This window comes from Winslowiella sp. 2C04 (assembly GCF_050037805.1).
Lineage (GTDB): Bacteria > Pseudomonadota > Gammaproteobacteria > Enterobacterales > Enterobacteriaceae > Erwinia > Erwinia toletana_A.
Genome location: NZ_CP188300.1, coordinates 4,754,179 through 4,779,698, shown reverse-complemented (window position 1 = coordinate 4,779,698; position 25,520 = coordinate 4,754,179). Strand labels below are relative to the sequence as shown.

Below are 25,520 nucleotides of genomic sequence, written 5' to 3'. Positions count from 1 at the left end.
ATTGTCAGGGAGTGATTGTGCCTCCCTGACAGCGTTATGCGGTTATTGACCAGCCGCGCGCCTGCCATAATGCCGGCAGCTGTGCCATATCATCAAACGCCGTAACCAGCGGATGATCGAGCGGCTGATTATGGCTATCAGCACAGTAATAAAACACCGGAATCCCCGCCGCAATTCCCGCTTTTGCACCCGCTTCAGAATCATCCACCAGAATGCATCGCTCAATCGGTATCTGCATCTTATCTGCGGCGTGGAACATCAGATCAGGATCGGGTTTCCAGCGCGCAATATCGTAGCCGCTGTACAACCGGTCATCAAAATGCGACAGCATCCCGGTCAGACCAAGTGAATGCTGCATTTTTTTCACCGTACCATTAGACACCACACACATCGGAACCGTTATCTGCTTAAGCAGCTGCTGCGCGCCCGTAATCGGTTTGAGTTCGGCATCAAATAGTCTGGCGACCTCCTGCCGATAGGCAGTCTCAAGTTCATCGACCGGCGCATTCAGCTGATGTTCAGCACAGACATCGTCGATAATGTCATACAGTTTTACCCCTTTGTATTTCTCAAACATCGTCTGTAGGGATAGGGTTACGCCATACTGCGCAAAGGTATTAACGTAAGATTGGGTGCAGATCAGCTCACTGTCGACCAGCGTGCCGTCACAATCAAAAAATACACATTCAATACTCATCGCGCCTGTCCTTTTTGTCAGAAGATGTCACTCCACTTTAACTAACTGTGTCAGGAATGCGACCAGAAATGTCAATTACGGTTAATGGCGGCGATAAACCGGTAAAAACAGCGCAATCGGTTGCGAAAAATCACGGCGATCCGCATCAAAAAGCGACGTTTTGGTATAGGATAGCCGTCGACCATTTTTCCATTCGTTCGGAATCTGATAATGAGCAAACAAGGTATATTGCAGCGCCTGTTTAAACTGCAAGAGCATGGCACCACGGTACGTACCGAAGTGATCGCGGGATGCACCACTTTTCTGACTATGGTGTATATCGTTTTTGTGAACCCGCAGATCCTTGGTGTTGCTGGCATGGATACGCAAGCGGTGTTTGTCACCACCTGTCTGATTGCCGCGTTCGGCAGTATTCTGATGGGGCTGGTGGCTAACTTACCGGTGGCGCTGGCACCGGCGATGGGGCTGAACGCTTTCTTCGCCTTTGTGGTGGTGGGCGCGATGGGCGTTTCATGGCAGACCGGTATGGGTGCCATCTTCTGGGGCGCGGTTGGCCTGTTGCTGCTGACAATTTTCCGCGTGCGCTACTGGATGATTGCCAATATTCCGCTGTGCCTGCGCGTCGGTATCAGCAGCGGTATTGGCCTGTTAATTGCGATGATCGGCCTGAAAAATGCCGGTATCGTGGTACCAAATGCGGATACGCTGGTGGCGGTTGGCGATCTGACTTCACACAGCGTGCTGCTGGGTGCGCTGGGCTTCTTTATCATCGCCATTCTCGCCTCGCGTAACATTCACGTGGCGGTGCTGGTTTCGATTGTGGTCACCACGCTGATCGGTATGGCGCTTGGCGATGTGCAGTACAACGGTATTTTCTCTGCGCCACCTTCGGTAACTTCGGTGATTGGCCAGGTTGACCTCGCCGGTTCGCTGAATATCGGTATGGCTGGCATCATCTTCTCCTTTATGCTGGTGAACCTGTTCGACTCCTCGGGAACGCTGATTGGTGTAACCGATAAAGCGGGTTTAGCTGATGAGAATGGCAAGTTTCCGCGCATGAAGCAGGCACTATATGTCGACAGCGTCAGCTCAGTAGCCGGCTCATTTATCGGTACCTCTTCCGTTACCGCATACATTGAAAGCTCTTCCGGCGTTTCCATTGGCGGCCGTACCGGGCTGGTGGCAGTCGTTACCGGTCTGTTATTCCTGCTGGTGATTTTCCTCTCGCCGCTGGCGGCGATGGTGCCAGCCTATGCTGCAGCCGGTGCGCTGATCTACGTTGGTGTGCTGATGACCTCCAGCCTGGCTCGCGTTAAGTGGGACGATCTGACCGAAGCGGTTCCGGCATTTGTTACTGCCGCAATGATGCCGTTCAGTTTCTCCATCACTGAAGGTATTGCGCTGGGCTTTATTTCATACTGTGTGATGAAGGCGGGTACCGGACGCTGGCGTGAGATCAGCCCGTGTGTTGTGGTGGTGGCGCTGCTGTTTGTACTGAAGATTGTGTTTATCGACGGCCACTAAATTTTCCGGCGATAATCATTAAGAACGGGTGGCCGCAGAGTGATACTGCGGCCACTTTTTTATTTAATGCTGTAGCTGACGTTCCTGCGGCATGCTGGTCAGGCGCAGCGCGCGTGGCCCGATATTAGGTTTGTTCACTTCAATATCGCGCAGGGCCAGCCAGCCGTTGATCTCATCATATTCCCACAGGCGCAGGCGTTCGGTGCCCGGCGACAGCGCACATGACCACACCAGTAGCGGATCAACATCGCAGATTGCCTGAATATCAGGAAAGGCGGCTGAACGCAGGCGGCCGGAAGCCGGATGAAGACGTAAGGAATCGATATTGCGCTGGCCTTCACCGCTCAGTTTCAGTACGCACTGGCGCAGGGTCCAGATCTGTGTTGCCGCTTCGACAGCATCATGTTGCGCATTAATCCACGCCTTTTCACCTGAAGTCAGGCACTGCCGCTGATTTTCCACCGTCTGGCGGCTATGAGCGCGCACAATTTCCATATCGAGCCCGGCGCGGCCACCTTCTTCCGCCAGTAACACGCCGACCTGGTTACCGGCATAGGAGATGCTGAAGTCGGGCAGATCGGGATCGGCAAAGCAGGGACGACCGCTGCTCATGGAAATCAAGGCGGGAAGTTGTTGCATGCCATAAACACGTAGCATCAGTTCGGCCAGCAGTACGCGAGCGGCAAGAAAACGCATACGACGTTTGTCGTTATGACTCCAGGAATCTTCTATTAATTTCTGAGGTAAACGTTGTAAACGTGCCGGACTCTGGACCAGCGTCCAGCGTACAAAATGACTTGCCATCTGTCGCTCCATGAAAATGGTCGGATAATCACTTTCCTTATTGTAAGAATTTTCTGAAGAAATTTCACCCGACTTTCTGTCTGGTTACTCAAATTAGGAATAATGACAGGGTGCGCTGGCTGAGAGCTGTATCAGGACTAACATCAGCGTCACACGCATACTGAAGCTGGCGGTGATCGGAGGGCGGCTGAGGCGGCTTCTCATCTCAAGCCTGACCCAATATAGAATTAACATGAGTAATTCATTATACTTAGCCAGTTTAATAATTTATCAGATTTTATCTATTATATGGAGGTTGGCTTTGAGTAAGGATCTGGATATTTCAATCTCAAAAGGGCGTTTCAGGAAAATAAGAGAATGGAACAGGCGGCGGAACTATTACCTGAAAGAAGTAAGGTTAAACATTAAAGTTTACATTGCTAAAATCATTTGGGATACGCGTAAAAAAAGTGTATTTGATATAAATTCTGTTAAAACCGTGCTACTGCTACGTAATGAAGGTACGATCGGCGACATGGTGGTTTATTCTCCGCTTGTTAAAAGTCTTTATGACGCGGGCTACGAAGTTGATATATTGTTGACTAAGTCCAGTAGTGCGGTGATGAAATATAACCCCTATGTCAGAAATATCTATGAAGCAGACGATGGTAGTGCAGAAGTCTACCTGAAGAGATATAGCCATACTGTGCCAGAGTCAGCAATTAAAGCCATGAATAAAAATAATTATGATCTGGTTATTGATCCCTCGCTCTTCGACACGCCCGTGCACCGTATGCGACTCTTACGCGAAATTAACGGCAAGTCAGTACTCGGATTTAATAAGTGGCGTGTTATTAATCATTACAGCAAGTCACTTCACTTCAAAAGTGGGACAGAGCATGTCACCACGGCAGTGTCGTTGATTGCAGACTGTATGCAACTGAACCCAATCAAGCTGCGTCCCTACAAATTGCATCTGCCTGACAGTATACTTAACGAAGTAAGAGAATACCTTGCATCGCTGGGTAATCAGAAAAAGGTGATTATCAATATTTTCACCGGAAGCCCGGAGAGGTGTTTCTCTCAAGAGCAACTAGCCGAAATCATTGAGCTTCTCAATGAGTCCTATTCTGATGTTAAAGTTATCTTGCTTGATCATCGAAAAGAGATAACTATTTCTTTGCCAGAGAATGTTGTTATTAATCCGTTTGGATCATTACATCACGTTATGGCATTGATTCATGAAGCCGATCTTATCATCTCGCCAGATACTTCAATCGTGCACATCTCGGCGGCATGGGAAAAACCCCTTATCTCAGTTTACAAAAATGTCGTCGATAATAATGATTTATGGGCACCCGGTTATGACAATGCCAGTCAGATCATTGTTCAGCACAGAATGATGGCCAGAGGAGAGAATATTCCTGAGCTTATTATGCAGGAGATAGATAAAAGAGGGTTGTTAGACGATAAACAGCAAGCCCTGTAACGAGTAATAAAATATTCATGGTCAGGAATGCCAGTATTCTGTCCTGACCATGAATGTGATCAGGTGTGATAATAGTTAGCCATCACGGCGAAGTATGAGAGAAATTATTTTTATAAATAATATTGCAATGATTAATTATTATTTTTCTTTTATGTTAATTTATGGGATAGAAATACGCCTCTGAAAACTTTTTTCAAATGGGGCAGCATTGATGAGCCAAAATATATTGAGGTTTAACGGTCAACGGTTTGATCCCGTTAGCGGTACCACGCATTTGGGAAACGGCTACCGCGAATATAGTCCGCTGTTGATGCGCTTTAATTGTCCGGACAGCCTGAGCCCCTTTGGCGCTGGTGGCGTTAATCCGTATGCCTACTGTGCAGGCGATCCGATAAACCGGTCTGACCCCGGTGGGCATCACAGTTTTCTCGGCTGGCTGGGAATCGCGACCGGTATCGTTCTCGGGGCGCTGTTTACCCCGTTATCAGGCGGGACATCGCTGGCCTTATCACTTTCAGCGGTGTCGGCAGTCAGCGGTATGATGTCTGCGGGCCTGGCCATGGCACAGCAGTTCGTCGAAAATTTTGATCTGAAAGCGGCGGCGGTACTGGGATGGGCAGCTCTGGCGACAGGAATAGTAAGCGGACTGATCTCAGCCGCCGTCTCCGGGCTGGCTCCGCAGGCAAAATCGCTGGCTGCTCTGCTGAAAGGTAGCGCCAGCAGGCCATTTGGCGGGCTGATGATGGAGGGTGAAGGCAGAGCTGTTACAGCAAGCACTTTAAACGCTAATGCAGGGCATCTGGAAAATGCCACCCGACACACGCTGGAAAAGTTTGCACAAAATCATCCTGACGATTTTAGATTGGTACTGAATAGCTTATCTGGCAGAGATTTAGACAGGCTACGTGTTACTTCTACGACGATGTTTCGGGGAGTTGAAGATCATTTAATGGATCTTTCAAAGCTTTTACCGCAAAAAAGCTTTGGAAGAGTCGCGGTTGTATCGCTCAATACCGCAGAGTTGACGGAAGTTGAAGATATCAATCCTCTGTATCTTTATCGGGTAAGGGAAATTGCTTTGGGAATGCATCCCTTCACCACGCCCTCTCAGTTATACCGTGCAGGCATCAATCCCCTGTCTGATGAGCTGATGCTGACCTATGGTATCGATGCATACGAGAATGGCGTGCCGATAGCCGGGCCTTTTGGCGATCGCGGTTTCAATACCTCCGATCTCTGGATAAGTGCAGACCATGCCGACAGTTTATTTAAAGAAGCATGGTTGGGCCAATTTCGCTGAGCGGATGTACCGCAGACCGGGAGTGAAATCACGCCTGGAGATGGCGATAAAAACCCGAACTAACAGGCCGTTAATTCGGGTTGGTAGGTACTAACTAACTTTTCCGGCAAGCGGTTTATTTACCAATACAGAAGCTGGAGAAAATGCGCCCCAGCAGGTCATCAGAGGTAAATTCGCCGGTGATTTCACTTAACGCCTGCTGTGCCAGCCGCAGCTCTTCAGCCAGCAATTCACCGGCCCAGGCGCCTAACAGCTGATGTTTACCCTGCTGTAAGTGCTCAGCGGCCAGCTCCAGCGCCTGCAAGTGGCGGCGACGCGCGAGGAAACCGCCTTCCATATTGCCGGCAAAGCCCATGCTCTGTTTCAGATGGTCACGCAGCAGATCAATGCCGTCACCGGTGCGCGCCGAAAGGCGAATAAGTGAGTGATTGTTCACTTCTGTGATACCCAGCTGCTCTTCGGTCACGTCGGCTTTATTACGCACCACGGTAATCGGCAGACTGGCGGGCAATCGGGCAATAAAATCAGGCCAGATTTGTGCCGGTTCAGTGGCATCGGTGGTGGTGCCATCGACCATAAACAGTACCCGATCGGCCTGTTCAATTTCTTTCCACGCCCGCTCAATACCGATGCGCTCAACTTCATCGCTGGCTTCACGTAAGCCAGCAGTATCAATGATATGCAGTGGCATCCCGTCGATATGGATATGTTCGCGTAAGACATCGCGCGTCGTACCGGCGATATCAGTAACAATCGCCGCTTCACGCCCCGCTAATGCATTGAGCAAGCTGGATTTTCCGGCATTAGGACGCCCGGCGATCACCACCTTCATTCCTTCACGCAGCAGGCTGCCCTGACGCGCTTCAGCACGTACCGCGTCGAGATCGGCAATCACCGTATGTAACTGCGCCTCAATCTTACCGTCCGACAGGAAGTCGATCTCTTCATCCGGGAAGTCGATAGCCGCTTCGACGTAGATTCGCAGGTGAGTAAGTGCTTCCACTAAATGATTTACGCGCGCGGAAAAAGCGCCCTGTAGTGAGTTCAGCGCCGAGCGTGCGGCCTGCTCTGAACTGGCATCAATCAGGTCGGCAATCGCTTCAGCCTGGGCTAAATCGAGCTTGTCATTCAGAAAGGCGCGTTCAGAAAACTCGCCGGGCTGAGCGATTCGCACACCGGGCAGTGCCACGATGCGCTTCAGCAGCAGATCGAGAATCACCGGCCCGCCATGACCTTGCAGCTCCAGCACGTCTTCGCCGGTAAAGGAGTTTGGGCCTGGGAACCACAGCGCAATACCCTGATCAAGCGCGTTACCTTCGGCATCACGAAATGGCAGGTAGTCGGCGTAACGAGGTTTAGGCAGTTTGCCCAGCAGCTGTTGTGCAACTTCGGCGGCTTTGGCACCAGAAACGCGCAGGATACCGACGCCACCGCGTCCCGGAGGTGTCGCCTGGGCTACGATCGTATCGCTATGGCTCATGATTCACTCTCTGTTTGATGCAAAAAAATAAGGCGGTCAATTGACCGCCTTAATATAGTAATCACTGTGCTGATGTTTAGCACGGGCGGCGAGAACGCCGCCTCGGCGATTTATGCGGTAATTCGTTTCGAATTACGCTTTTTTCTTGTCGCGGCTGTGCAGGCCACGTTTTTCCAGGCCGCGATAAATCAGCTGCTGCTGGAGAATGGTTACCAGGTTACTGACGATGTAGTACAGCACCAGACCTGACGGGAACCACAAGAAGAACACGGTGAAGATAACCGGCATAAAGGTCATGATCTTCTGCTGCATTGGATCGGTCACGGTGGTTGGTGACATCTTCTGGATGAAGTACATCGTCACACCCATCAGGATCGGCAGGATGTAGTACGGGTCCTGCGCAGAAAGGTCATGAATCCACAGTGCGAACGGCGCATGACGCAGTTCTACTGAGCCCATCAGCATGTAATACAGCGCCAGGAAGATTGGCATCTGAATAATCAGCGGGAAGCAGCCACCCAGTGGGTTAACCTTCTCCGCTTTGTACAGCGCCATCATCTCCTGACTCATACGCTGTTTGTCATCACCTAAACGCTCACGCATCGCCTGCATTTTTGGCTGCAGCATGCGCATTTTCGCCATCGAGGTGTACTGCGCTTTGGTCAGCGGGTACATGATGCCGCGCACGATGAAGGTGATGATGATGATTGAGACACCCCAGTTACCCACAAAGCTATGGATAAACTTCAGCAGTTTGAACAGCGGCTGAGAGATAAACCATAACCAGCCGTAATCCACGGTCAGATCAAGGTGAGGGGCAACTGCCGCCATCTGATCCTGAATTTCCGGTCCAACCCACAGGGTTGCCGCAAGATTCTGCTGTGAACCTGGCGCAATAGTGACAGGCGCAGATTTGTAGCCGATAGCGGCCACACCGTTACCCAGGTTAGCGGTATACAGCGTGTTGGTACCGGCGGTACGTGGAACCCATGCGGTAGCAAAGTACTGCTGCAGCATTGCGACCCAACCGTTAGAGGTTGTGGTGCTCAGGTTTTCGTTATCCGCGATTGTGTCAAATTTGTATTTTTCATACTTCTCTTCGCTGGTGGAGTAAGCCGCACCGCGGAAAGTATGTAATGCAAAGTTGTTGCTACCGGTATCACGATGCTTAGGTAAGTCGATAGTCTGCTTCAACTGACCAAACATGGAGACTTCCAGCGGCTGCTCCGTGGTGTTGTTCACCTGGTAATCGACGTTAATCGCATATTCACCGCGCTTCAGAACGAAGATTTTGGTGTATACCGCGCCGTTTTCCGCCGTGTAAGTCATCGGAATACGCAACTCGTTCTGACCTTCGGCCAGTTCGAAGTGATCCTGTTCGGTGGTAAACAGCGGACGTGCACCATTAGCTGGGTTGTCCGGGCCGTTACGACCAGTCAGGCCGCTTTGCGCCTGATACAGGAAAGATGGCGTAGTTTCCAGCAGCAGGAAAGGCTGTGAGGAACCCAGTTTGTCCGGGTAAGTCAGCAGCTGGGCCTGATCGATATCACCACCACGCGTGTTGATATTTAAAGACAGCACATCGGTCTTAACGGTGATCGTCTTACCCTGGCCGCTGGCAGGAACGCCCTGATTGGCGGCATCACCGGCAGCGCTGGTCGTGTTCTGTGTGGTCTGAGTCTGCTGTGGCTGCGGAGCGTTGTCCGTCTGCCAGGCTTGCCAGATCATAAAAGACACGAACAGAAAAGCGATGAGAAAAAGATTGCGTTGCGAATCCATCGTTAATGTTCTCTGTTATCGTCGGTTTTTGGCGGCACCGGATCGTCGCCACCCGGGTTCAAAGGATGGCATTTTAATACGCGTTTCATCGTCAACCAACTGCCTTTTATCATTCCAAACCTGCGCAATGCCTCAATACCGTATTGAGAACAGGTAGGATGAAAACGACAGTGGGGTCCTAACAGCGGACTGATGACGCGTTGATAGACGCGAATCAGCGCAATCAGGAGCCGCGAGCCAGGCGACAGTGACGACGCCATAATTTCTCCAACGCTTCCGCCAGCGCACGATTATCCAGTTCAGCCACCCCTTTCTTCGCCACTACCACAAAATCCATTGCGGGGAGTTCGTGTTGTCGCAGGCGAAAGCTTTCGCGGGTCAATCGCTTGATCCGGTTACGCTCATGCGCACGCTTAACATTTTTTTTAGCGACGGTAAGACCGATGCGGGGATGCCCCAGCTGATTAAGGCGGCCGAGAATAGTAATTTGCGGCATGCCAGCCCGTTGTGGCTGCTGGAAGACGAAAGTGAAATGAGTGGGAGTTAACAAACGTAACTCCCTGGGAAATGCGAGCTTAACCACTCAGGGTTAGCTTTATTACTTAGAAACGGTCAGACGAGAACGGCCTTTAGCACGACGACGTGCCAGGACCTGACGACCATTTTTAGTTGCCATACGAGCACGGAAGCCGTGAGAACGGTTGCGCTTCAGTACGGACGGTTGAAAAGTGCGTTTCATGGCGATTTCTACCTAAACTTGAAAAAAATTTCACTTGGTGACGCGTTTATGGGCCAGTAAAACGACCGACGCCTCAGTGTGTCTTTAATAAAGAGGCGGGATTGTAATAATTGTACAGTCCAGAGTCAATTTACTTCGCATTAAGTCACGTCCTGGATATCCCGGGTTGACCCGTAAAACCAGCCAAATCGGGCCTGAGCGCAACACGTCGGGGCGAGAATTATACGGCGTCCATTATAAAGCGCAAGGATCGACCAGGATCTAATCGTGATCGATTGCAAAGATTTTGCGGTAATAACGTGATGCCACCGAGAAAAATCATTGAATGCAGACGATCCTGAATGCCTTTTGAGCGGGTTGGCGTAAACTTATCCCCGCTATCTTGTCCTGTGGATAAAATGGATAAAAACTGTGTAGAAAGTGAAGATCTCTGACGCGCTTTGCGCTATGATCCGCCCTTCCGCTAACGATCCAAACAGCGATCGTGGTCGGGATTAACCGCAGATAGCGGTTCGTATGCGTATCGTCTGCATGCGTCAACAATGATGAATTTATCGTTTCAGCGCCTTTTTTCTTATCGATTTTGTTCGAGTGGAGTCCGCCGTGTCACTTTCGCTTTGGCAACAGTGTCTTGCCCGCCTGCAGGATGAGCTACCTGCCACAGAATTCAGCATGTGGATACGCCCGCTACAGGCCGAACTGAATGACAATACACTGGCCTTGTATGCACCTAACCGGTTTGTACTCGACTGGGTTCGTGATAAATATCTGAATAATATCAACGGACTATTAAATGAATTTTGTGGCACGGATGCGCCATTGCTGCGTTTTGAAGTTGGCAGTAAGCCTGTGACTCAAATCATCAGTCAACCGGTGGCGGCGACCGCCAGCGTCAGCGCGCCACCTGCTCCGGCAGGCGTGCGTCCGGCACCTTCACGCCCAAGCTGGGACAACGTACCGGCTCCTGCGGAGCTTTCTTACCGCTCGAACGTCAATACCAAACATAACTTCGATAACTTCGTCGAAGGTAAATCGAACCAGCTGGCGCGTGCCGCCGCACGTCAGGTTGCCGATAATCCCGGTGGTGCCTATAACCCGCTGTTCCTTTATGGCGGTACCGGCCTGGGTAAAACTCACCTGCTGCACGCGGTAGGTAATGGCATCATGGCGCGCAAGCCCAATGCCAAAGTGGTGTATATGCATTCCGAGCGCTTTGTGCAGGATATGGTGAAAGCGCTGCAAAATAATGCGATTGAAGAGTTCAAGCGCTATTATCGCTCTGTCGATGCGCTGCTGATCGATGACATTCAGTTCTTCGCGAATAAAGAGCGCTCGCAGGAAGAGTTTTTCCATACCTTTAATGCCCTGCTGGAAGGTAATCAGCAGATCATTCTGACGTCGGATCGCTATCCAAAAGAGATCAACGGCGTGGAAGATCGTCTGAAGTCGCGCTTCGGCTGGGGATTAACGGTCGCTATCGAGCCGCCTGAGCTGGAAACGCGCGTGGCGATTCTGATGAAGAAAGCCGACGAAAATGACATTCGCCTGCCGGGTGAAGTGGCGTTCTTCATTGCCAAGCGTCTGCGTTCCAACGTACGTGAGCTGGAAGGGGCACTGAACCGTGTGATTGCCAACGCCAACTTTACTGGCCGCGCGATCACTATCGATTTCGTGCGTGAAGCGCTGCGCGATCTGCTGGCGCTGCAGGAAAAACTGGTTACCATCGACAATATTCAGAAGACGGTGGCCGAGTATTACAAAATCAAGGTGGCCGATCTGCTTTCCAAGCGTCGTTCTCGTTCAGTGGCGCGTCCGCGTCAGATGGCGATGGCGATGGCTAAAGAGCTGACCAACCACAGTTTGCCGGAAATCGGTGATGCTTTCGGGGGTCGCGACCACACGACCGTGCTGCATGCCTGCCGTAAAATCGAGCAGCTACGCGAAGAGAGTCACGACATTAAAGAAGATTTCTCAAATTTAATCAGAACATTATCTTCCTGACGCTATGAAATTTATTGTAGAACGTGAGCATTTACTCAAACCGTTACAGCAAGTCAGCAGCCCGTTAGGTGGCCGCCCAACGCTGCCTATTCTTGGTAACCTGCTGTTGCAGGTTAATGAAGGCAGCCTGCTGTTAACCGGTACAGATTTAGAAATGGAAATGGTAGCGCGCGTGGCGCTGGCGCAGCCGCACGAGCCGGGCGCAACCACCGTACCGGCGCGCAAATTTTTTGATATCTGCCGCGGCTTGCCGGAAGGCGCAGAAATCACCGTGGTGCTGGAAGGCGACAGAATGCTGGTGCGCTCAGGGCGTAGCCGTTTTTCACTGTCGACGCTGCCTGCCAGCGACTTTCCGAACCTGGATGACTGGCAAAGTGAAGTTGAATTCACGCTGCCACAGGCTACGTTGAAGCGCCTGATTGAAGCCACACAGTTTTCAATGGCGCATCAGGACGTTCGCTATTACCTGAACGGTATGCTGTTCGAAACCGAAGGTGAAGAACTGCGTACCGTGGCAACCGATGGTCACCGTCTGGCGGTTTGTTCAATGCCGATTGGTCAGGCATTACCAAACCATTCGGTGATCGTGCCGCGTAAAGGGGTGATTGAGCTGGTCCGTCTGCTGGACGGCGGTGAGACGCCATTGCAGGTGCAGATCGGCAGTAATAACATCCGCGCGCATGTCGGTGACTTTATTTTCACCTCCAAACTGGTGGATGGTCGTTTCCCTGATTATCGTCGCGTACTGCCGAAAAATCCGGATAAAACGCTGGATGCTGGCTGCGATCTGCTTAAGCAGGCGTTTGCCCGTGCTGCGATCCTCTCCAATGAGAAGTTCCGTGGCGTTCGCCTCTATATCAGCGAAAATCAGCTGAAAATTACCGCGAATAATCCCGAACAGGAAGAAGCGGAAGAGATACTCGACGTCACTTATGGCGGCACCGATCTGGAAATTGGCTTTAACGTCAGTTACGTGCTGGATGTGCTGAACGCGCTGAAATGTGAAAACGTGCGTTTACTGCTGACCGATTCGGTTTCCAGCGTGCAGATCGAAGATGCGGCCAGCCAGTCGGCGGCCTATGTGGTTATGCCGATGCGCCTGTAGTGGGTGAAATATATCGGGCTTACTTGCCATTTTGCGTCCGGGCAGTGCTCGCCGTACTCAGGTACGCTGTGGGGCTGCCGCTGGCCGGACGCAAACCGGCTGCGACGCTGATGCCCAGAATCGGAGTGGGTGACTGATTCACCTGCGGAGTTGTTTCTTCTATGGCTTTAACCCGCCTTCTTATCAAAGATTTCCGCAATATTGAAAATGCGGATCTCGCGCTTGCCCCCGGTTTTAACTTTTTAGTTGGCGCCAATGGTAGCGGCAAAACCAGCGTGCTTGAAGCCATCTATACCCTTGGCCATGGCCGCGCCTTTCGCAGCCTGCAAGCCGGACGCGTCATTCGCCACGAGCAGGATGCATTTGTCCTGCATGGCCGTATCGACGGAGCCGAACGTGAAATGTCGGTTGGGCTGACTAAAAATCGCCAGGGTGACAGTAAAGTGCGTATTGACGGCAGCGATGGCCATAAAGTGGCCGAGCTGGCGCAAATGTTGCCAATGCAGCTGATTACGCCCGAAGGTTTTACCCTACTCAATGGCGGGCCGAAGTATCGCCGTGCCTACATTGACTGGGGATGTTTTCACAATGAGCCAGGATTTTTTACCGCCTGGAGTAACCTGCGCCGCCTGTTGAAACAGCGTAATGCCGCGCTGCGTCAGGTGTCACGTTATCAACAAATTCGTGCCTGGGATCAGGAACTGGCACCGCTGGCGGAGCAGATAAGCCGCTGGCGTGCAGCATACAGTGAAGCGATCGCGGCGGATATTACCGCCACCTGCGCGCAATTTTTGCCTGAGTTTCAACTGAGCTTCTCTTTTCAGCGCGGCTGGGACAAAGAGAGCGATTATGCCGAGCTGCTGGAAAGGCAGTTTGAGCGCGATCGTGCCTTAACTTATACCGCCAGCGGCCCGCACAAAGCGGATTTTCGCATTCGTGCCGAAGGGACGCCGGTGGAAGACTTACTGTCACGCGGGCAATTAAAGCTGCTGATGTGCGCTTTACGCCTGGCGCAGGGTGAGTTCCTTACCCGACAGAACGGGCGACGTTGCCTGTATCTGATAGATGATTTTGCCTCTGAGCTGGACGAGAGTCGCCGCCGCCTGTTAGCGGCGCGTCTGAAGGCCACTCAGGCCCAGGTTTTTGTCAGTGCCATCGGTGCGGAACACGTCATCGATATGACTGATGAAAAGGGCAAGATGTTCCACGTAGAACAAGGTAAAATAGCAGTTCAACCTGAAGATTAAATGAGCGAGAAACGTTGATGTCGAATTCTTATGACTCCTCAAGTATCAAAGTCCTGAAAGGGCTTGATGCGGTACGCAAACGCCCGGGCATGTATATCGGCGATACGGATGACGGCACCGGTCTGCATCACATGGTATTCGAGGTTGTGGATAACGCCATCGACGAAGCACTCGCCGGGCACTGTAGCGATATTATCGTTACAATTCATGCTGATAACTCTGTCTCCGTGCAGGATGATGGCCGTGGTATTCCGACCGGCATCCATGAAGAAGAAGGTATTTCTGCTGCTGAAGTCATTATGACCGTACTGCATGCTGGCGGTAAGTTTGATGACAACTCCTATAAAGTGTCCGGCGGCCTGCATGGCGTGGGCGTCTCAGTGGTTAACGCCCTGTCGCAAAAGCTGGAGCTGACCATTCGTCGCGATGGCAAAGTTCATCAGCAGACTTACGTGCACGGTGTGCCACAATCGCCGCTGGCAGTGTCTGGCGAAACAGAGGCCACCGGTACCCGCGTGCGTTTTTGGCCAAGCCACGAAACCTTTACCAACGTCATTGATTTCGAATATGAGATCCTGGCAAAACGTCTGCGTGAACTCTCCTTCCTGAACTCCGGCGTCTCGATTCGTCTGGAAGATAAGCGTGACGGTAAGAACGACCATTACCATTACGAAGGTGGTATCAAGGCGTTCGTTGAATATCTGAACAAAAACAAAACGCCTATCCATCCGAACGTCTTCTATTTCTCTACTGAAAAAGATGGCATTGGTGTGGAAGTGGCGTTGCAGTGGAATGATGGTTTCCAGGAAAATATCTACTGCTTTACTAACAACATTCCACAGCGCGATGGTGGTACTCACCTTGCGGGCTTCCGTGCGGCGATGACGCGTACGCTGAACGCCTATATGGATAAAGAAGGCTACAGCAAGAAAGCCAAAGTCAGCGCTACCGGTGACGATGCGCGTGAAGGCCTGATTGCTGTGGTATCCGTTAAAGTACCGGATCCGAAATTCTCTTCACAGACCAAAGATAAACTGGTCTCTTCTGAAGTGAAATCTGCGGTTGAGCAGCAGATGAACGAACTGCTGGCTGAATATCTGCTGGAACACCCGTCCGATGCCAAAATTGTCGTCGGTAAAATTATTGATGCCGCGCGCGCCCGTGAAGCTGCGCGTCGTGCGCGTGAAATGACCCGCCGTAAAGGCGCGCTGGACCTGGCTGGTCTGCCAGGCAAACTGGCGGATTGTCAGGAACGCGATCCGGCACTGTCTGAAATCTACCTGGTGGAGGGTGATTCTGCAGGCGGTTCCGCCAAGCAGGGTCGTAACCGTAAGAACCAGGCGATTCTGCCGCTAAAGGGTAAAATCCTTAACGTAGAAAAAGCGCGTTTCGACAAAATGCTGTCTTCGCAGGAAGTTGCCACGCTGATCACCGCGCTGGGCTGCGGTATTGGCCGCGACGAATACAATCCGGACAAGCTGCGCTATCACAGCATTATCATCATGACCGATGCCGACGTCGATGGCTCGCACATCCGTACGCTGCTGTTGACCTTCTTCTATCGTCAGATGCCGGAAATTGTTGAGCGTGGTCACGTATATATCGCTCAGCCACCGCTGTACAAAGTGAAGAAAGGCAAGCAAGAACAGTATATTAAAGACGACGAAGCAATGGACCAGTACCAGATTTCGATTGCGCTGGACGGTGCAACGTTGCACACCAATGCCGATGCCCCTGCACTGGGCGGTGAGCAGCTGGAAACGCTGGTCGCTGAGTTCAACAGTACGCAGAAAATGATTAAGCGTATGGAACGTCGTTTCCCGGTTGCGTTACTTAACTCACTGATTTATCACCCAACCTTAAACGATCTCAGTAACGAAGCTGCGGTGCAGAGCTGGATCGAAAGCCTGGTGATTTACCTCAATGAGAAAGAGCAGCACGGCAGCACCTACAATGCGGTAGTGCGTGAAAATCGTGAACTGCATCTGTTTGAACCGGTACTGCGCATTCGTACCCACGGTGTTGATACCGATTACCCGCTGGATAACGAATTTATGCTGGGTGGCGAATATCGCAAAATCTGTACCCTGGGTGAAAAACTGCGTGGCCTGATTGAGGAAGACGCATTTATCGAACGCGGTGAACGTCGTCAGCCAATTGCCAGCTTTGAGCAGGCGCTTGAGTGGCTGGTGAAAGAGTCACGCCGTGGGCTGTCAGTGCAGCGCTATAAAGGTCTGGGTGAGATGAACCCGGATCAGCTGTGGGAAACCACCATGGATCCGGACAGCCGTCGTATGCTGCGCGTGACGGTTAAAGACGCCATTGCGGCTGACCAGCTGTTCACCACCCTGATGGGTGATGCGGTTGAACCACGTCGTGCATTTATCGAAGAAAATGCGCTGAGAGCAGCGAATATCGATATTTAATATCTGCTGCAATGTGAATTAAAAGGAACGGCAATTGCCGTTCCTTTTTTTTTACTCCTGCATTTCCGAAGGCGGTAAAACAAATTTATAGCCTTTACCCCACACGGTAAGAATACGTTCAGGAGCAGCCGGATTGGCCTCGATTTTCATCCGCAGCCGGTTGATATGGGTATTCACCGTATGCTCGTAGCCATCATGCTGATAACCCCACACCTGATTCAGCAGATTCAGACGGGAAAATACCTTTCCGGGATTTTTAGCAAAATGGTAGAGCAGATCAAACTCACGTGGCGTCAGATCGATATTACGCTGAAGCAGCTGCACTTCACGCGAAATCGGGTCGATTGTCAGATCGGCGATATTGAGTTTTCCCGTTTCTCTGCGCAGATTGGTCGTCATCGCTTCCTGACGACGAAACAGGGCTTTGATGCGTGCCATCAGTTCCAGCATCGAAAAGGGTTTGGTCAGGTAATCATCCGCACCCAGCTCCAGTTCTAAAACGCGATGAACCTCGCTGGAGTGTGCGCTGATAATAATAATCGGCGTGTAGTGGGGCATCAGGCGTGCGCGACGGCACATCTCCAGACCATCCACTCCCGGTAACATAAGATCTAAAATTAAGGCATCCCAGCCCCCCTGTTCCAGTAACAAGACGCCAGAATTCATATCAGTCGCGTGACTGATTGCATATTCTCCGTTGCGTATATTAAGTTGCAGAAGTTCAGCAATGTTGCTGTCATTTTCCACAATTAATATCTTTTTTGATCCCATCATCACTCATTGGCCTGTGCTTACGTCCTGCAAACTCGAGTGGAGATAGTACATAACTTCATCACTGCAAGTTATCACATTTTGTTTAACTTATGTGAGATATCGGTGAAGATTAGGGAAATTAACAGATTTTTATTTTCCTCAGTGCAAATTATTGTTTATTTTAATTTGCGGATTTTTTTAATCATTTTTGATTAATAAGGTGCTGTCGCTGCATCAGAGGCTGGTCACTTATTTCGCATTATTCACGCTGGTCAATGTGAGCGGGATCGCGCTAGCATGGTTAACACACCGTTATCTGACGAGGATGTTATGGCGATAAAACTGATTGCAATTGATATGGATGGCACGTTACTTAACCATCAACACCTGATTACGCCGCGCGTGAAAGAGGCGATCAGCCGGGCGCGGGACAAAGGCGTGCATGTGGTTCTGGCAACCGGACGACCTTTTATCGGCGTACAACGTTACCTGATGGAGCTGGATTTGCAGCAGGAAGGCCAGTTCTGCATTACCAATAACGGTGCGCTGGTGCAGCGTGCTGATAATGGTGACTGTATCGCCGAAGTTACCCTCTCTTTTGCTGATTACCTCTATTTTGAACAGCTTTCTCGCCAGCTGGGCGTTCATTTCCAGGCGCTGGATAAATCACTGCTGTATACCGCCAATAAAGATATCAGTGAATTTACCATTCATGAGGCGTCAATGACCGGCATTCCTTTGCGCTATCGCAGTGTGGAAGAAATGGACCGTAGCCTGACCTTTCCGAAAGTAATGATGATCGATCCGCCAGAGGTTCTGGATGAAGCGATTAAGCGCCTGCCGCAGGAAGCACGCGAGAACTACACCATTCTGAAAAGCGCGCCTTATTATCTGGAAATCCTGCATAAACAGGTGAATAAAGGTGCAGGTGTTAAAGCGCTGGCCGATCGGCTGGGCCTGTCACGCGATGAAGTGATGGCAATTGGCGATCAGGAGAACGATCTGGCGATGCTGGAGTTTGCTGGCACCGGCATTGCGATGGGTAACGGCATCGAATCGGTAAAAGCCATCAGCCAGTTTGTCACGAAAACCAATATGGAAGATGGCGTCGCGCACGCGATTGAGAAGTTCGTTCTGTAGTTTCTGGCTCTCTTTTCCGGGCCACATCACGTGGCCCGTTATGTAATCCCACCTGAAATCTGCTTGCTGATTCTCTGACAGCGAACTGTCCGTTTTGTGATCTCGATTGTAGTACAATATATATTTGTAGTACTACAATGGTCGCATCATCCCGCAATGAAGATTAAGGACATGATGTGACCAGCTATATCGCTATCGACTGGGGCTCAACCAATCTGCGTGCCTGGCATTATCAGCAGGGCAAATGCATTGATCAGCGACGGTCTGAGGCCGGCGTCACCCGGCTGGCTGGTCGCAGTCCGGCTGAGGTGTTTGCCAGCATTACCGCGGGCTGGCCGGTTGAGCAGTTGCCGGTGGTGATGGCTGGAATGGTGGGAAGTAACGCCGGCTGGCAGTCGGTTCCCTATCTGCCTTGTCCGGTTGCGCTGACTCAGCTGGCATCAAATCTGAGTAGTGTTCAAGGAAAAGCGTGGATTGTGCCGGGATTAAGCATCGAACGTCGCGATAATCACAATATTATGCGAGGTGAAGAGACGCAGCTGCTGGGCGCATTCAGCCTGGCGCCGTCGACAACCTATGTGCTGCCCGGTACCCATGCCAAATGGGTGCAGACTGAAGGCGATAGCGTGCGCGATTTTCGCAGCGTAATGACCGGCGAACTGCATCATCTTCTGCTGCAACACTCCCTGCTGGGCGCGGGCCTGCCGCCACAGCAGCCGGATGCCGCTGCATTTCGTGACGGGCTGGAAACCGGTTGTAACGACCGCAGTATTCTCTCACGGCTGTTTGAAGTGCGCGCCGCACATATTCTGGGCTCCCGTCCCGCTGAATCAACCAGCGAATTCCTTTCCGGTTTATTGATTGGTCATGAAGTGGCGCTGATGCAGCAGCAATTCGCCCCCGACAGTCATTCACCGCTGACGCTGATCGCTGACGGCTCGCTGGCAGAACGTTATCAGCAGGCGATGATATTTGCCGGTATTCCGGCGCAATTACTGGAGGGTGATGTGGCCTTCCTGCATGGAATAAGGAGTATTGCCGATGAACTGGCCGACTAAGCTGCCGTTAATCGCCATTCTGCGGGATATCGAGCCGGAAGAGGCTGAGGCGCACGTCAGCGCACTGATTGCCGCCGGTTTTGATGCGATTGAAATCCCACTGAATTCACCGCAGTGGCAGCGCAGTATTGCCCAGGTGGTACAGCGCTATGGTCATCAGGCGCTGATCGGTGCTGGCACAGTGCTGACGCCCGAACAGGTCGAGATACTGAGTGATATAGGCAGCCAGCTGGTGGTAACACCTAACACCGATCCGGCGGTAATCCGCCGCGCAGCAGAAAAAGGCATGACGATTGCTGCCGGTTGCGCCACCGCTTCTGAAGCGTTTAGCGCGATCCACGCGGGTGCTCAGGCGCTGAAAATTTTTCCATCATCAGCATTTGGGCCGGATTACATCAAAGCGCTGAAAGCGGTACTGCCGCCAGCGATACCGGTGTTTGCCGTCGGCGGCGTTACGCCGCAAAACCTGAAGGATTTTCTGGCTGCGGGTTGTATCGGCGCAGGTCTGGGTAGCGATCTGTATCGGGCAGGCCAGCCAGTTGCGGTGACTGCCGCTAAAGCACTGGCTTTTGTAGACGCTTATAAGGAAGCTGTACGATGAAAATAACCAAACTGACCACCTATCGTCTGCCCCCGCGCTGGATGTTCCTGAAAATTGAAACCGATGAGGGCATTGTGGGCTGGGGCGAACCGGTGATTGAAGGGCGTGCGCGCAGCGTTGAAGCAGCGGTGCATGAGTTTTCTGATTATCTGATCGGTCAGGACCCGGCACGCATCAATGATCTGTGGCAGGTGATGTATCGCGGCGGGTTTTATCGCGGCGGTGCGATTCTGATGAGTGCGATTGCCGGTATCGACCAGGCATTATGGGATATCAAAGGAAAAGCGCTGGGCGTGCCGGTTTATCAGCTACTGGGTGGTCTGGTTCGCGACAATATTAAGGCCTACAGCTGGGTAGGCGGCGATCGACCGGCAGAAGTGATTGAAGGCATCAGCAAACTGCGCGCGATCGGGTTCGATACTTTTAAACTCAATGGCTGCGAAGAGCTTGGCATCATTGATAACTCGCGCAAAATCGATGCGGCGGTCAATACCGTGGCCCAAATTCGTGAAGCTTTTGGTCATCAAATTGAGTTTGGCCTCGATTTTCACGGTCGGGTGCATGCGCCGATGGCGAAGGTGCTGATCAAAGAGCTGGAGCCGTATCGCCCGCTGTTTATTGAGGAGCCGGTACTGGCGGAACAGGCGGAATACTATCCCCGCCTTGCGGCGCAAACTCATCTGCCGATTGCTGCTGGTGAGCGGATGTACTCCCGCTTTGAATTTAAACGCGTACTGGATGCCGGTGGCCTGGCGATTCTGCAACCCGATCTGTCACATGCCGGTGGCATCACTGAGTGTGTGAAAATTGCCAGCATGGCGGAAGCTTATGATGTGGCGCTGGCACCGCACTGTCCGCTCGGCCCGCTGGCGTTGGCTGCCTGTCTGCATGTGGATTTCGTCTCGCGCAATGCGGTATTCCAGGAGCAAAGCATGGGGATTCATTACAACAAAGGTGCAGAACTGCTGGATTATGTGGTGAACAAACAGGATTTCAGCATGAATAATGGTCACTTTGCTCCGCTGAATAAACCGGGGCTGGGTGTGGAAATTGACGAGCAACTGGTAATTGAGCGCAGCCAGCAGGCGACAGACTGGCGCAATCCACTGTGGCGCTATGCCGATGGTTCAGTCGCAGAATGGTAATCCCTCAGATAACAAGAATTCTTATAGTTCATAAATAATTCGCGTTGCAGCCAGCCTGGCCGCAGCCTGAAGATTGACGAAAAGAACCCGTGGCAAATAAACCTGGCGTAAATTGCGGGCGGCTTACTGCTGCCCCGCTAACGATACGTGAATAAAAGAGGTTGTTATTATGAACACCGACCTGTACTCCTCAACGCTAAAACAACTCAATGCCAAAATAATACCTTTTATCGTTATTTGTTATTTTGTCGCCAACCTGGATAAAACCAATATTTCGATCGCTGCATTACAGATGAATGCCGATTTAGGCTTGTCCGCCAGTATGTACGGGCTGGGCGTAGGCATGTTCTATATCTCGTATATTATTTTCGAACTGCCGAGCAATATTATTATGACCCGCGTCGGCGCGCGTATCTGGATTGCCCGTATTATGATTACCTGGGGCATCGTCAGTACCGGCATGGCCTTTGTTCAGTCGGCTAACCAGCTGTATGTGATGCGCTTTTTGCTCGGCATGGCGGAAGCCGGTTTCACCCCCGGCATCATTTACTACATCTCCTGCTGGTTCCCGAAAAGCAACCGCGCCCGCGCCATGTCATTTTTCTATATGGGATCGGTCGCCGCATCCATTATCGGTTTGCCGATTTCCGGTGCGCTTCTCAATATGCACGGCATTGCTGATATCGCTGGCTGGCGCTGGCTGTTTGCTATCGAAGGTGTTCCGGCGCTGGTGCTGGGCGTGCTGGTATTACGGCGCTTACCGGACTCTCCGGCGCATGCCAGCTGGCTGAATCCGCAGCAGAAAAGCTGGTTGCAGCAGCGCCTGCAACAGGACAATGTGGGCGTAGAGATCGGAGCCAATCACTCCTGGCTGAGCGCGCTGAAAAATAAAACTGTACTGCTGTTAAGCCTGGTGTGGTTCCTGCAGGCATTTGGCTCGATTGGTATTACCCTATTTATGCCGTTAATTATAAAAAGCATGGCCGCTGAACAAAGTAATTTTGTTATCAGTCTGCTTTCTGCGGTGCCGTTTGTCTGTGCCTGCTTATTTATGTATTTAAACGGACGCCACTCGGATAAAACCGGCGAACGTTCATGGCATCTTGGATTACCGCTGATCTTTTCCGGTCTGTCGCTGGCAATCGCCATCTGGTCCGGCAGCCTGCTGCTCTCTTATCTGCTGCTGATCTTAACCGTCGGCTTTAACTTTGCGCTGACGCCAATCTTCTGGGCGGTTACCACGGAAAAACTGGCTGGCGTTGCCGCTGCCGCTTCGATTGCTTTTATCAACACGGTCGCCAACTTTGTCGGCCTCGGCCTGCCGCCGATACTTGGAAAAATTAAGGATCTGACCGACAGCTATCACTACGGTCTGTTAATCGTCGCACTGGCGCTGATTATTGGCGGCATTATCGGCATTGTGGTGTCGCGACCGACGGGTAATTCTGCGGCGAATACACTCTCTCAGGTATCAAAATGAAACAGAAAATCTTATTACAGGCGGCGCTACCCGCGCCGTTAATCGCAGAACTGCAACAGCGCTATCAGCTGATCGATTATCAAACTCTGACGCCAGCCGATTTTTCCGCCGTCGCCGCAGAATTTCAGCTGCTGCTGACCAACGGCGAAGCCAGGGTGACCCGTGAGTTAATCGCTGCGCTGCCCAACCTGGCGCTGATTGCGGTATTTGGCGTCGGCTATGACGGCGTGGACGTGGCCGCTGCGCGCGAGCATCAGGTGGCGGTAACCCACACCCCGGGAGTGCTGACCGATGATGTCGCAGACCTGGCGATGGGGCTGATGCTGGCGACCTCAAGGCAAATTGTTGCGGCCCAGCAGTTTATTCAGCAGGGAAGCTGGGCGCAGGGCGGCTATCCGTGGACGCGCAAAGTATCGGGTTCGCGGCTGGGTATTGTCGGTCTCGGGCGCATTGGGATGGCGGTGGCAAAACGCGCCGGGGGATTTGATATGTCGATTGCTTACTGCAACCGTAGCCCGCTTGATGGCGCGCCGTGGCACTATCAGCCGGATTTACTGACGCTGGCACAGCAGAGTGATTATTTACTGGTCTGCACCCCAGGCGGAGCCAATACCCGCCATCTGATTAATCGGGCGGTGCTCGATGCGCTGGGTGAACAGGGAACGTTAATCAATATTTCACGCGGTAGCGTGGTTGATCAGCAAGCACTGATCGCCGCGCTGGACGCCGGTACTCTCGGTGCCGCCGGGCTGGATGTGTTTGATGATGAGCCGCGGGTGCCGGATGCACTGCAAAATCGTGCCAATGTGGTGATTACGCCGCATATGGCCAGTGCCACCTGGTCGACGCGGAAAGCGATGTCGCAACTGGTTCTGGATAACGTGCAGGCGTTTTTTGCCGGTCATTCGCTGGTGACGCCGATACCCTAATGGCAGCGAATGTTTTACCCTTAACAGAATCACCGTGAAGGGTAAAACAGATGACGGAAAAACAGCTTACTTTTGATGACCGGAACCATCAGCTCACTAATATCAATGTCTGGACCGCCGACAGTCAGTGGCTGGTATACGATCTGCGCCCGTCCGGCGCGTCCTTTACCAGCCTGACGGTTGAACGCGTTAACTGCGCCACCGGTGCAACTGAAGTGCTGTATCAGGCCACTCAGGGCGCGCACGTGGGCGTGATAACCGCCAGCCCTGATCTGCCTGCCCGCTACGTCTGTATTCACGGGCCGGAACATCCCGACAGCCACTGGCAGTATGATTTTCACCATCGTCGCGGCGTGATCATTCAGCACGGCCAGGCGGAAAACCTCGATGCCTGTGATATCACCGCACCTTTTACCCCAGGCGCATTGCGCGGCGGCTCGCATGTGCATGTGTTCAGCCCTGACGGGTCGCGTCTGAGTTTCACCTATAACGATCATGTGATGCATGAGTGGGATGCCAGAGAAGATTTACGTAACGTTGGCGTGGCGGTGCCGCTGCATGCGGTCTGCCCGGTTAAACAGCATCCACGGGAATATGACGGCAGCCATTTCTGTGTGCTGGTAAGTCAGACCAGTGCAAAACCGATTCCCGGCAGCGATGAGATCAACCGTGCTTATGAAGAGGGATGGATCGGCAATCAGGGCTATCGCAAGCCGGACGGTAGCCAGCAGCGCTGGGCGCTGGCATTTATTGGCGATACGCTGAGCAGCCAGGGCGACACGCTGGCGGAGGTGTTTATTGTCGATTTACCGGAAAAAATGCAGGATTACGCGCAGGCGGGCGACTGGCCGTTGGAAGGTAGTGAAACGCGCTTACCGGCTCCGCCGCGAGGTGTGCATCAGCGTCGCCTGACGTTTAGCGCCGAGCGGCGCTATCCCGGCGTTGTCAGCCAGCCGCGCCACTGGCTGCGCGCCTCGCCGGATGGCAGCGCCATTGCCTTTCTGATGAAAGACGACCGCGGTATTGTCCAGCTGTGGACGGTCTCGCCGAATGGCGGCGCTCCGCAACAGATTACCCGCAGCGCCAGCGATATTCAGTCAGCGTTTAGCTGGCACCCACAGGGTAACGCGCTGGCGTTTATTTGCGATAACAGCGTGATGTTATGTGAGGTAGTCAGCGGGAAGATGCAGAGATTAACGGCACGCAGTGACAGCGCGCCGTGCGGAGATGCGGTGGTGATATCCCCGGACGGCCAGCAGGTGGCCTATGTGCGCGATATCAATGGCTACCGTCAAATCTTTACGGCCGCGATCAATTAGCGGCCAGTGGAGCGCTTTCTACCATGCTGTCATGAGTTTGTGACAGCTTTTCGCTTTGCAGTACACGTTCGCGCGGTGAGTCTTCCGCTTTATTATCATCAGAGCGGGCGTAGTCCCACGGCAACAGCAGCGTATCCATAACGGCGGAAAACGGCAGGTCGATCACCGCCAGGGGTTTAAGCGCCCAGCTGGTCTGGTCATCGGCAATAATAGCAGCACTGGCGCGCGTGCCTGGGTAGTAACCCTGGCTGGCGCCGGTATGTGACATTACACTGGAACAGCCGGTAGTACTTGCCAGAGAACAGCAAGCGAACAGACCGGCTAAATGGTAACGCTTAATTGCTTTCATCTTGAATATCCCTTCAGCCATGGTCACAGTGCCTGCCTGAGTTTACTCGCCGACGAGCAGGGAAACTTCCCGGTTACTCTGTGGTAACTCTTACCCGATTCTCAGCGATGTCTCAAATGAGTGTATGTCATTTACCGTGGGATGGTTAAAAAAATTGCTGGCCCCACACTTGAAAG

General features: G+C 52.2%; 24 protein-coding genes and 1 pseudogene. 16 read left to right on the top strand and 9 right to left on the bottom strand.

Features of this window, described 5'->3' with window-relative positions:
• Positions 1-34 precede the first annotated feature (34 nt).
• Complete coding sequence (gene yieH, locus ACP3TC_RS21745; protein WP_313854685.1) at positions 35-697, bottom strand: 6-phosphogluconate phosphatase; 663 nt, start codon at positions 695-697, stop codon at positions 35-37.
• A 68-nt stretch (positions 698-765) separates the two neighbouring features.
• On the opposite strand from yieH, the gene ACP3TC_RS21740 reads away from it, so the two are divergent.
• Together ACP3TC_RS21740 and ACP3TC_RS21735 are read left to right on the top strand one after the other, a co-directional pair.
• Positions 766-942: a hypothetical protein gene (locus ACP3TC_RS21740; RefSeq protein WP_313854687.1), complete on the top strand. Its 177-nt coding sequence runs from the start codon at positions 766-768 to the stop codon at positions 940-942.
• Positions 908-2,221: an NCS2 family permease gene (locus tag ACP3TC_RS21735; protein ID WP_313854688.1), complete on the top strand. Its 1,314-nt coding sequence runs from the start codon at positions 908-910 to the stop codon at positions 2,219-2,221. The genes ACP3TC_RS21740 and ACP3TC_RS21735 overlap by 35 nt, the downstream gene beginning before the upstream one ends.
• A gap of 63 nt (positions 2,222-2,284) precedes the next feature.
• On the opposite strand, the gene ACP3TC_RS21730 is transcribed toward ACP3TC_RS21735, so the two are convergent.
• Positions 2,285-3,025: a 4'-phosphopantetheinyl transferase family protein gene (locus tag ACP3TC_RS21730; protein WP_313854689.1), complete on the bottom strand. Its 741-nt coding sequence runs from the start codon at positions 3,023-3,025 to the stop codon at positions 2,285-2,287.
• A gap of 301 nt (positions 3,026-3,326) precedes the next feature.
• Here ACP3TC_RS21730 and ACP3TC_RS21725 point away from each other — a divergent pair, with 301 nt between their 5' ends.
• From ACP3TC_RS21725 to ACP3TC_RS21715, 3 genes and pseudogenes are all read left to right on the top strand, one after another.
• Positions 3,327-4,493, top strand: a complete 1,167-nt coding sequence (locus ACP3TC_RS21725; protein WP_426817246.1) for a glycosyltransferase family 9 protein — start codon at positions 3,327-3,329, stop codon at positions 4,491-4,493.
• Positions 4,494-4,704: 211 nt separating this feature from the next.
• Positions 4,705-4,851: pseudogene (locus ACP3TC_RS21720) on the top strand (RHS repeat-associated core domain-containing protein); the annotation flags it as partial.
• Positions 4,852-5,052: 201 nt separating this feature from the next.
• Entirely contained in the window at positions 5,053-5,793 is a 741-nt protein-coding gene (locus tag ACP3TC_RS21715; RefSeq protein WP_426818316.1) for a hypothetical protein, read from the top strand.
• Positions 5,794-5,908: 115 nt separating this feature from the next.
• Here ACP3TC_RS21715 and mnmE read toward each other — a convergent pair whose 3' ends face one another.
• The 5 genes from mnmE to rpmH all read right to left on the bottom strand — a co-directional run bounded on the left by mnmE (position 5,909) and on the right by rpmH (position 9,791).
• The gene (mnmE, locus tag ACP3TC_RS21710; protein ID WP_313854694.1) at positions 5,909-7,273 is read right to left on the bottom strand and encodes a tRNA uridine-5-carboxymethylaminomethyl(34) synthesis GTPase MnmE; all 1,365 of its coding nucleotides are present in this window, start codon (positions 7,271-7,273) and stop codon (positions 5,909-5,911) included.
• A 132-nt stretch (positions 7,274-7,405) separates the two neighbouring features.
• Complete coding sequence (gene yidC, locus ACP3TC_RS21705; protein WP_313854695.1) at positions 7,406-9,052, bottom strand: membrane protein insertase YidC; 1,647 nt, start codon at positions 9,050-9,052, stop codon at positions 7,406-7,408.
• Between the two features lie 2 nt (positions 9,053-9,054).
• The gene (gene yidD, locus ACP3TC_RS21700) at positions 9,055-9,312 is read right to left on the bottom strand and encodes a membrane protein insertion efficiency factor YidD (RefSeq protein WP_072133237.1); all 258 of its coding nucleotides are present in this window, start codon (positions 9,310-9,312) and stop codon (positions 9,055-9,057) included.
• On the bottom strand, positions 9,276-9,635 hold the full coding sequence (gene rnpA, locus ACP3TC_RS21695; protein ID WP_052901083.1) for a ribonuclease P protein component: 360 nt from the start codon (positions 9,633-9,635) through the stop codon (positions 9,276-9,278). The genes yidD and rnpA overlap by 37 nt, the downstream gene beginning before the upstream one ends.
• Positions 9,636-9,650: 15 nt before the next feature.
• Entirely contained in the window at positions 9,651-9,791 is a 141-nt protein-coding gene (gene rpmH, locus ACP3TC_RS21690) for a 50S ribosomal protein L34 (RefSeq protein WP_003849659.1), read from the bottom strand.
• Between the two features lie 603 nt (positions 9,792-10,394).
• On the opposite strand from rpmH, the gene dnaA reads away from it, so the two are divergent.
• The 4 genes from dnaA to gyrB all read left to right on the top strand — a co-directional run bounded on the left by dnaA (position 10,395) and on the right by gyrB (position 16,570).
• Positions 10,395-11,792, top strand: coding sequence for a chromosomal replication initiator protein DnaA (dnaA, locus tag ACP3TC_RS21685; protein WP_313854698.1), 1,398 nt, complete (start codon positions 10,395-10,397; stop codon positions 11,790-11,792).
• Positions 11,793-11,796: 4 nt separating this feature from the next.
• The gene (gene dnaN, locus ACP3TC_RS21680; protein ID WP_313854699.1) at positions 11,797-12,897 is read left to right on the top strand and encodes a DNA polymerase III subunit beta; all 1,101 of its coding nucleotides are present in this window, start codon (positions 11,797-11,799) and stop codon (positions 12,895-12,897) included.
• 161 nt (positions 12,898-13,058) lie between these two features.
• Positions 13,059-14,144, top strand: a complete 1,086-nt coding sequence (gene recF, locus ACP3TC_RS21675; protein WP_426817245.1) for a DNA replication/repair protein RecF — start codon at positions 13,059-13,061, stop codon at positions 14,142-14,144.
• A 17-nt stretch (positions 14,145-14,161) separates the two neighbouring features.
• A complete protein-coding gene (gene gyrB, locus ACP3TC_RS21670; protein WP_313854701.1) occupies positions 14,162-16,570 on the top strand; it encodes a DNA topoisomerase (ATP-hydrolyzing) subunit B in 2,409 nt (802 codons plus the stop codon).
• Positions 16,571-16,621: 51 nt separating this feature from the next.
• Here the strand turns inward: gyrB and ACP3TC_RS21665 are convergent, their stop codons facing one another.
• Entirely contained in the window at positions 16,622-17,344 is a 723-nt protein-coding gene (locus tag ACP3TC_RS21665; RefSeq protein ID WP_313854702.1) for a response regulator transcription factor, read from the bottom strand.
• Positions 17,345-17,653: 309 nt separating this feature from the next.
• On the opposite strand from ACP3TC_RS21665, the gene yidA reads away from it, so the two are divergent.
• The 7 genes from yidA (at position 17,654) to ACP3TC_RS21630 (ending at position 24,995) form a co-directional block, all read left to right on the top strand.
• Positions 17,654-18,463, top strand: coding sequence for a sugar-phosphatase (yidA, locus tag ACP3TC_RS21660; RefSeq protein ID WP_313857840.1), 810 nt, complete (start codon positions 17,654-17,656; stop codon positions 18,461-18,463).
• A gap of 176 nt (positions 18,464-18,639) precedes the next feature.
• Complete coding sequence (locus ACP3TC_RS21655) at positions 18,640-19,521, top strand: 2-dehydro-3-deoxygalactonokinase (RefSeq protein ID WP_426817244.1); 882 nt, start codon at positions 18,640-18,642, stop codon at positions 19,519-19,521.
• Entirely contained in the window at positions 19,505-20,122 is a 618-nt protein-coding gene (locus tag ACP3TC_RS21650) for a 2-dehydro-3-deoxy-6-phosphogalactonate aldolase (RefSeq protein ID WP_426817243.1), read from the top strand. Before ACP3TC_RS21655 ends, ACP3TC_RS21650 begins: the two co-directional genes overlap by 17 nt.
• Entirely contained in the window at positions 20,119-21,267 is a 1,149-nt protein-coding gene (dgoD, locus tag ACP3TC_RS21645) for a galactonate dehydratase (protein ID WP_313854707.1), read from the top strand. The genes ACP3TC_RS21650 and dgoD overlap by 4 nt, the downstream gene beginning before the upstream one ends.
• Positions 21,268-21,436: 169 nt before the next feature.
• On the top strand, positions 21,437-22,747 hold the full coding sequence (locus ACP3TC_RS21640) for an MFS transporter (protein ID WP_426817242.1): 1,311 nt from the start codon (positions 21,437-21,439) through the stop codon (positions 22,745-22,747).
• On the top strand, positions 22,744-23,676 hold the full coding sequence (locus ACP3TC_RS21635) for a 2-hydroxyacid dehydrogenase (protein ID WP_426817241.1): 933 nt from the start codon (positions 22,744-22,746) through the stop codon (positions 23,674-23,676). Before ACP3TC_RS21640 ends, ACP3TC_RS21635 begins: the two co-directional genes overlap by 4 nt.
• Before the next feature lie 50 nt (positions 23,677-23,726).
• Entirely contained in the window at positions 23,727-24,995 is a 1,269-nt protein-coding gene (locus ACP3TC_RS21630) for a DUF3748 domain-containing protein (RefSeq protein WP_313854712.1), read from the top strand.
• Here ACP3TC_RS21630 and ACP3TC_RS21625 read toward each other — a convergent pair.
• On the bottom strand, positions 24,988-25,344 hold the full coding sequence (locus tag ACP3TC_RS21625) for a YceK/YidQ family lipoprotein (protein ID WP_313854713.1): 357 nt from the start codon (positions 25,342-25,344) through the stop codon (positions 24,988-24,990). The two genes, ACP3TC_RS21630 and ACP3TC_RS21625, sit on opposite strands and share 8 nt — an antisense overlap.
• Between the last annotated feature and the right edge of the window lie 176 nt (positions 25,345-25,520).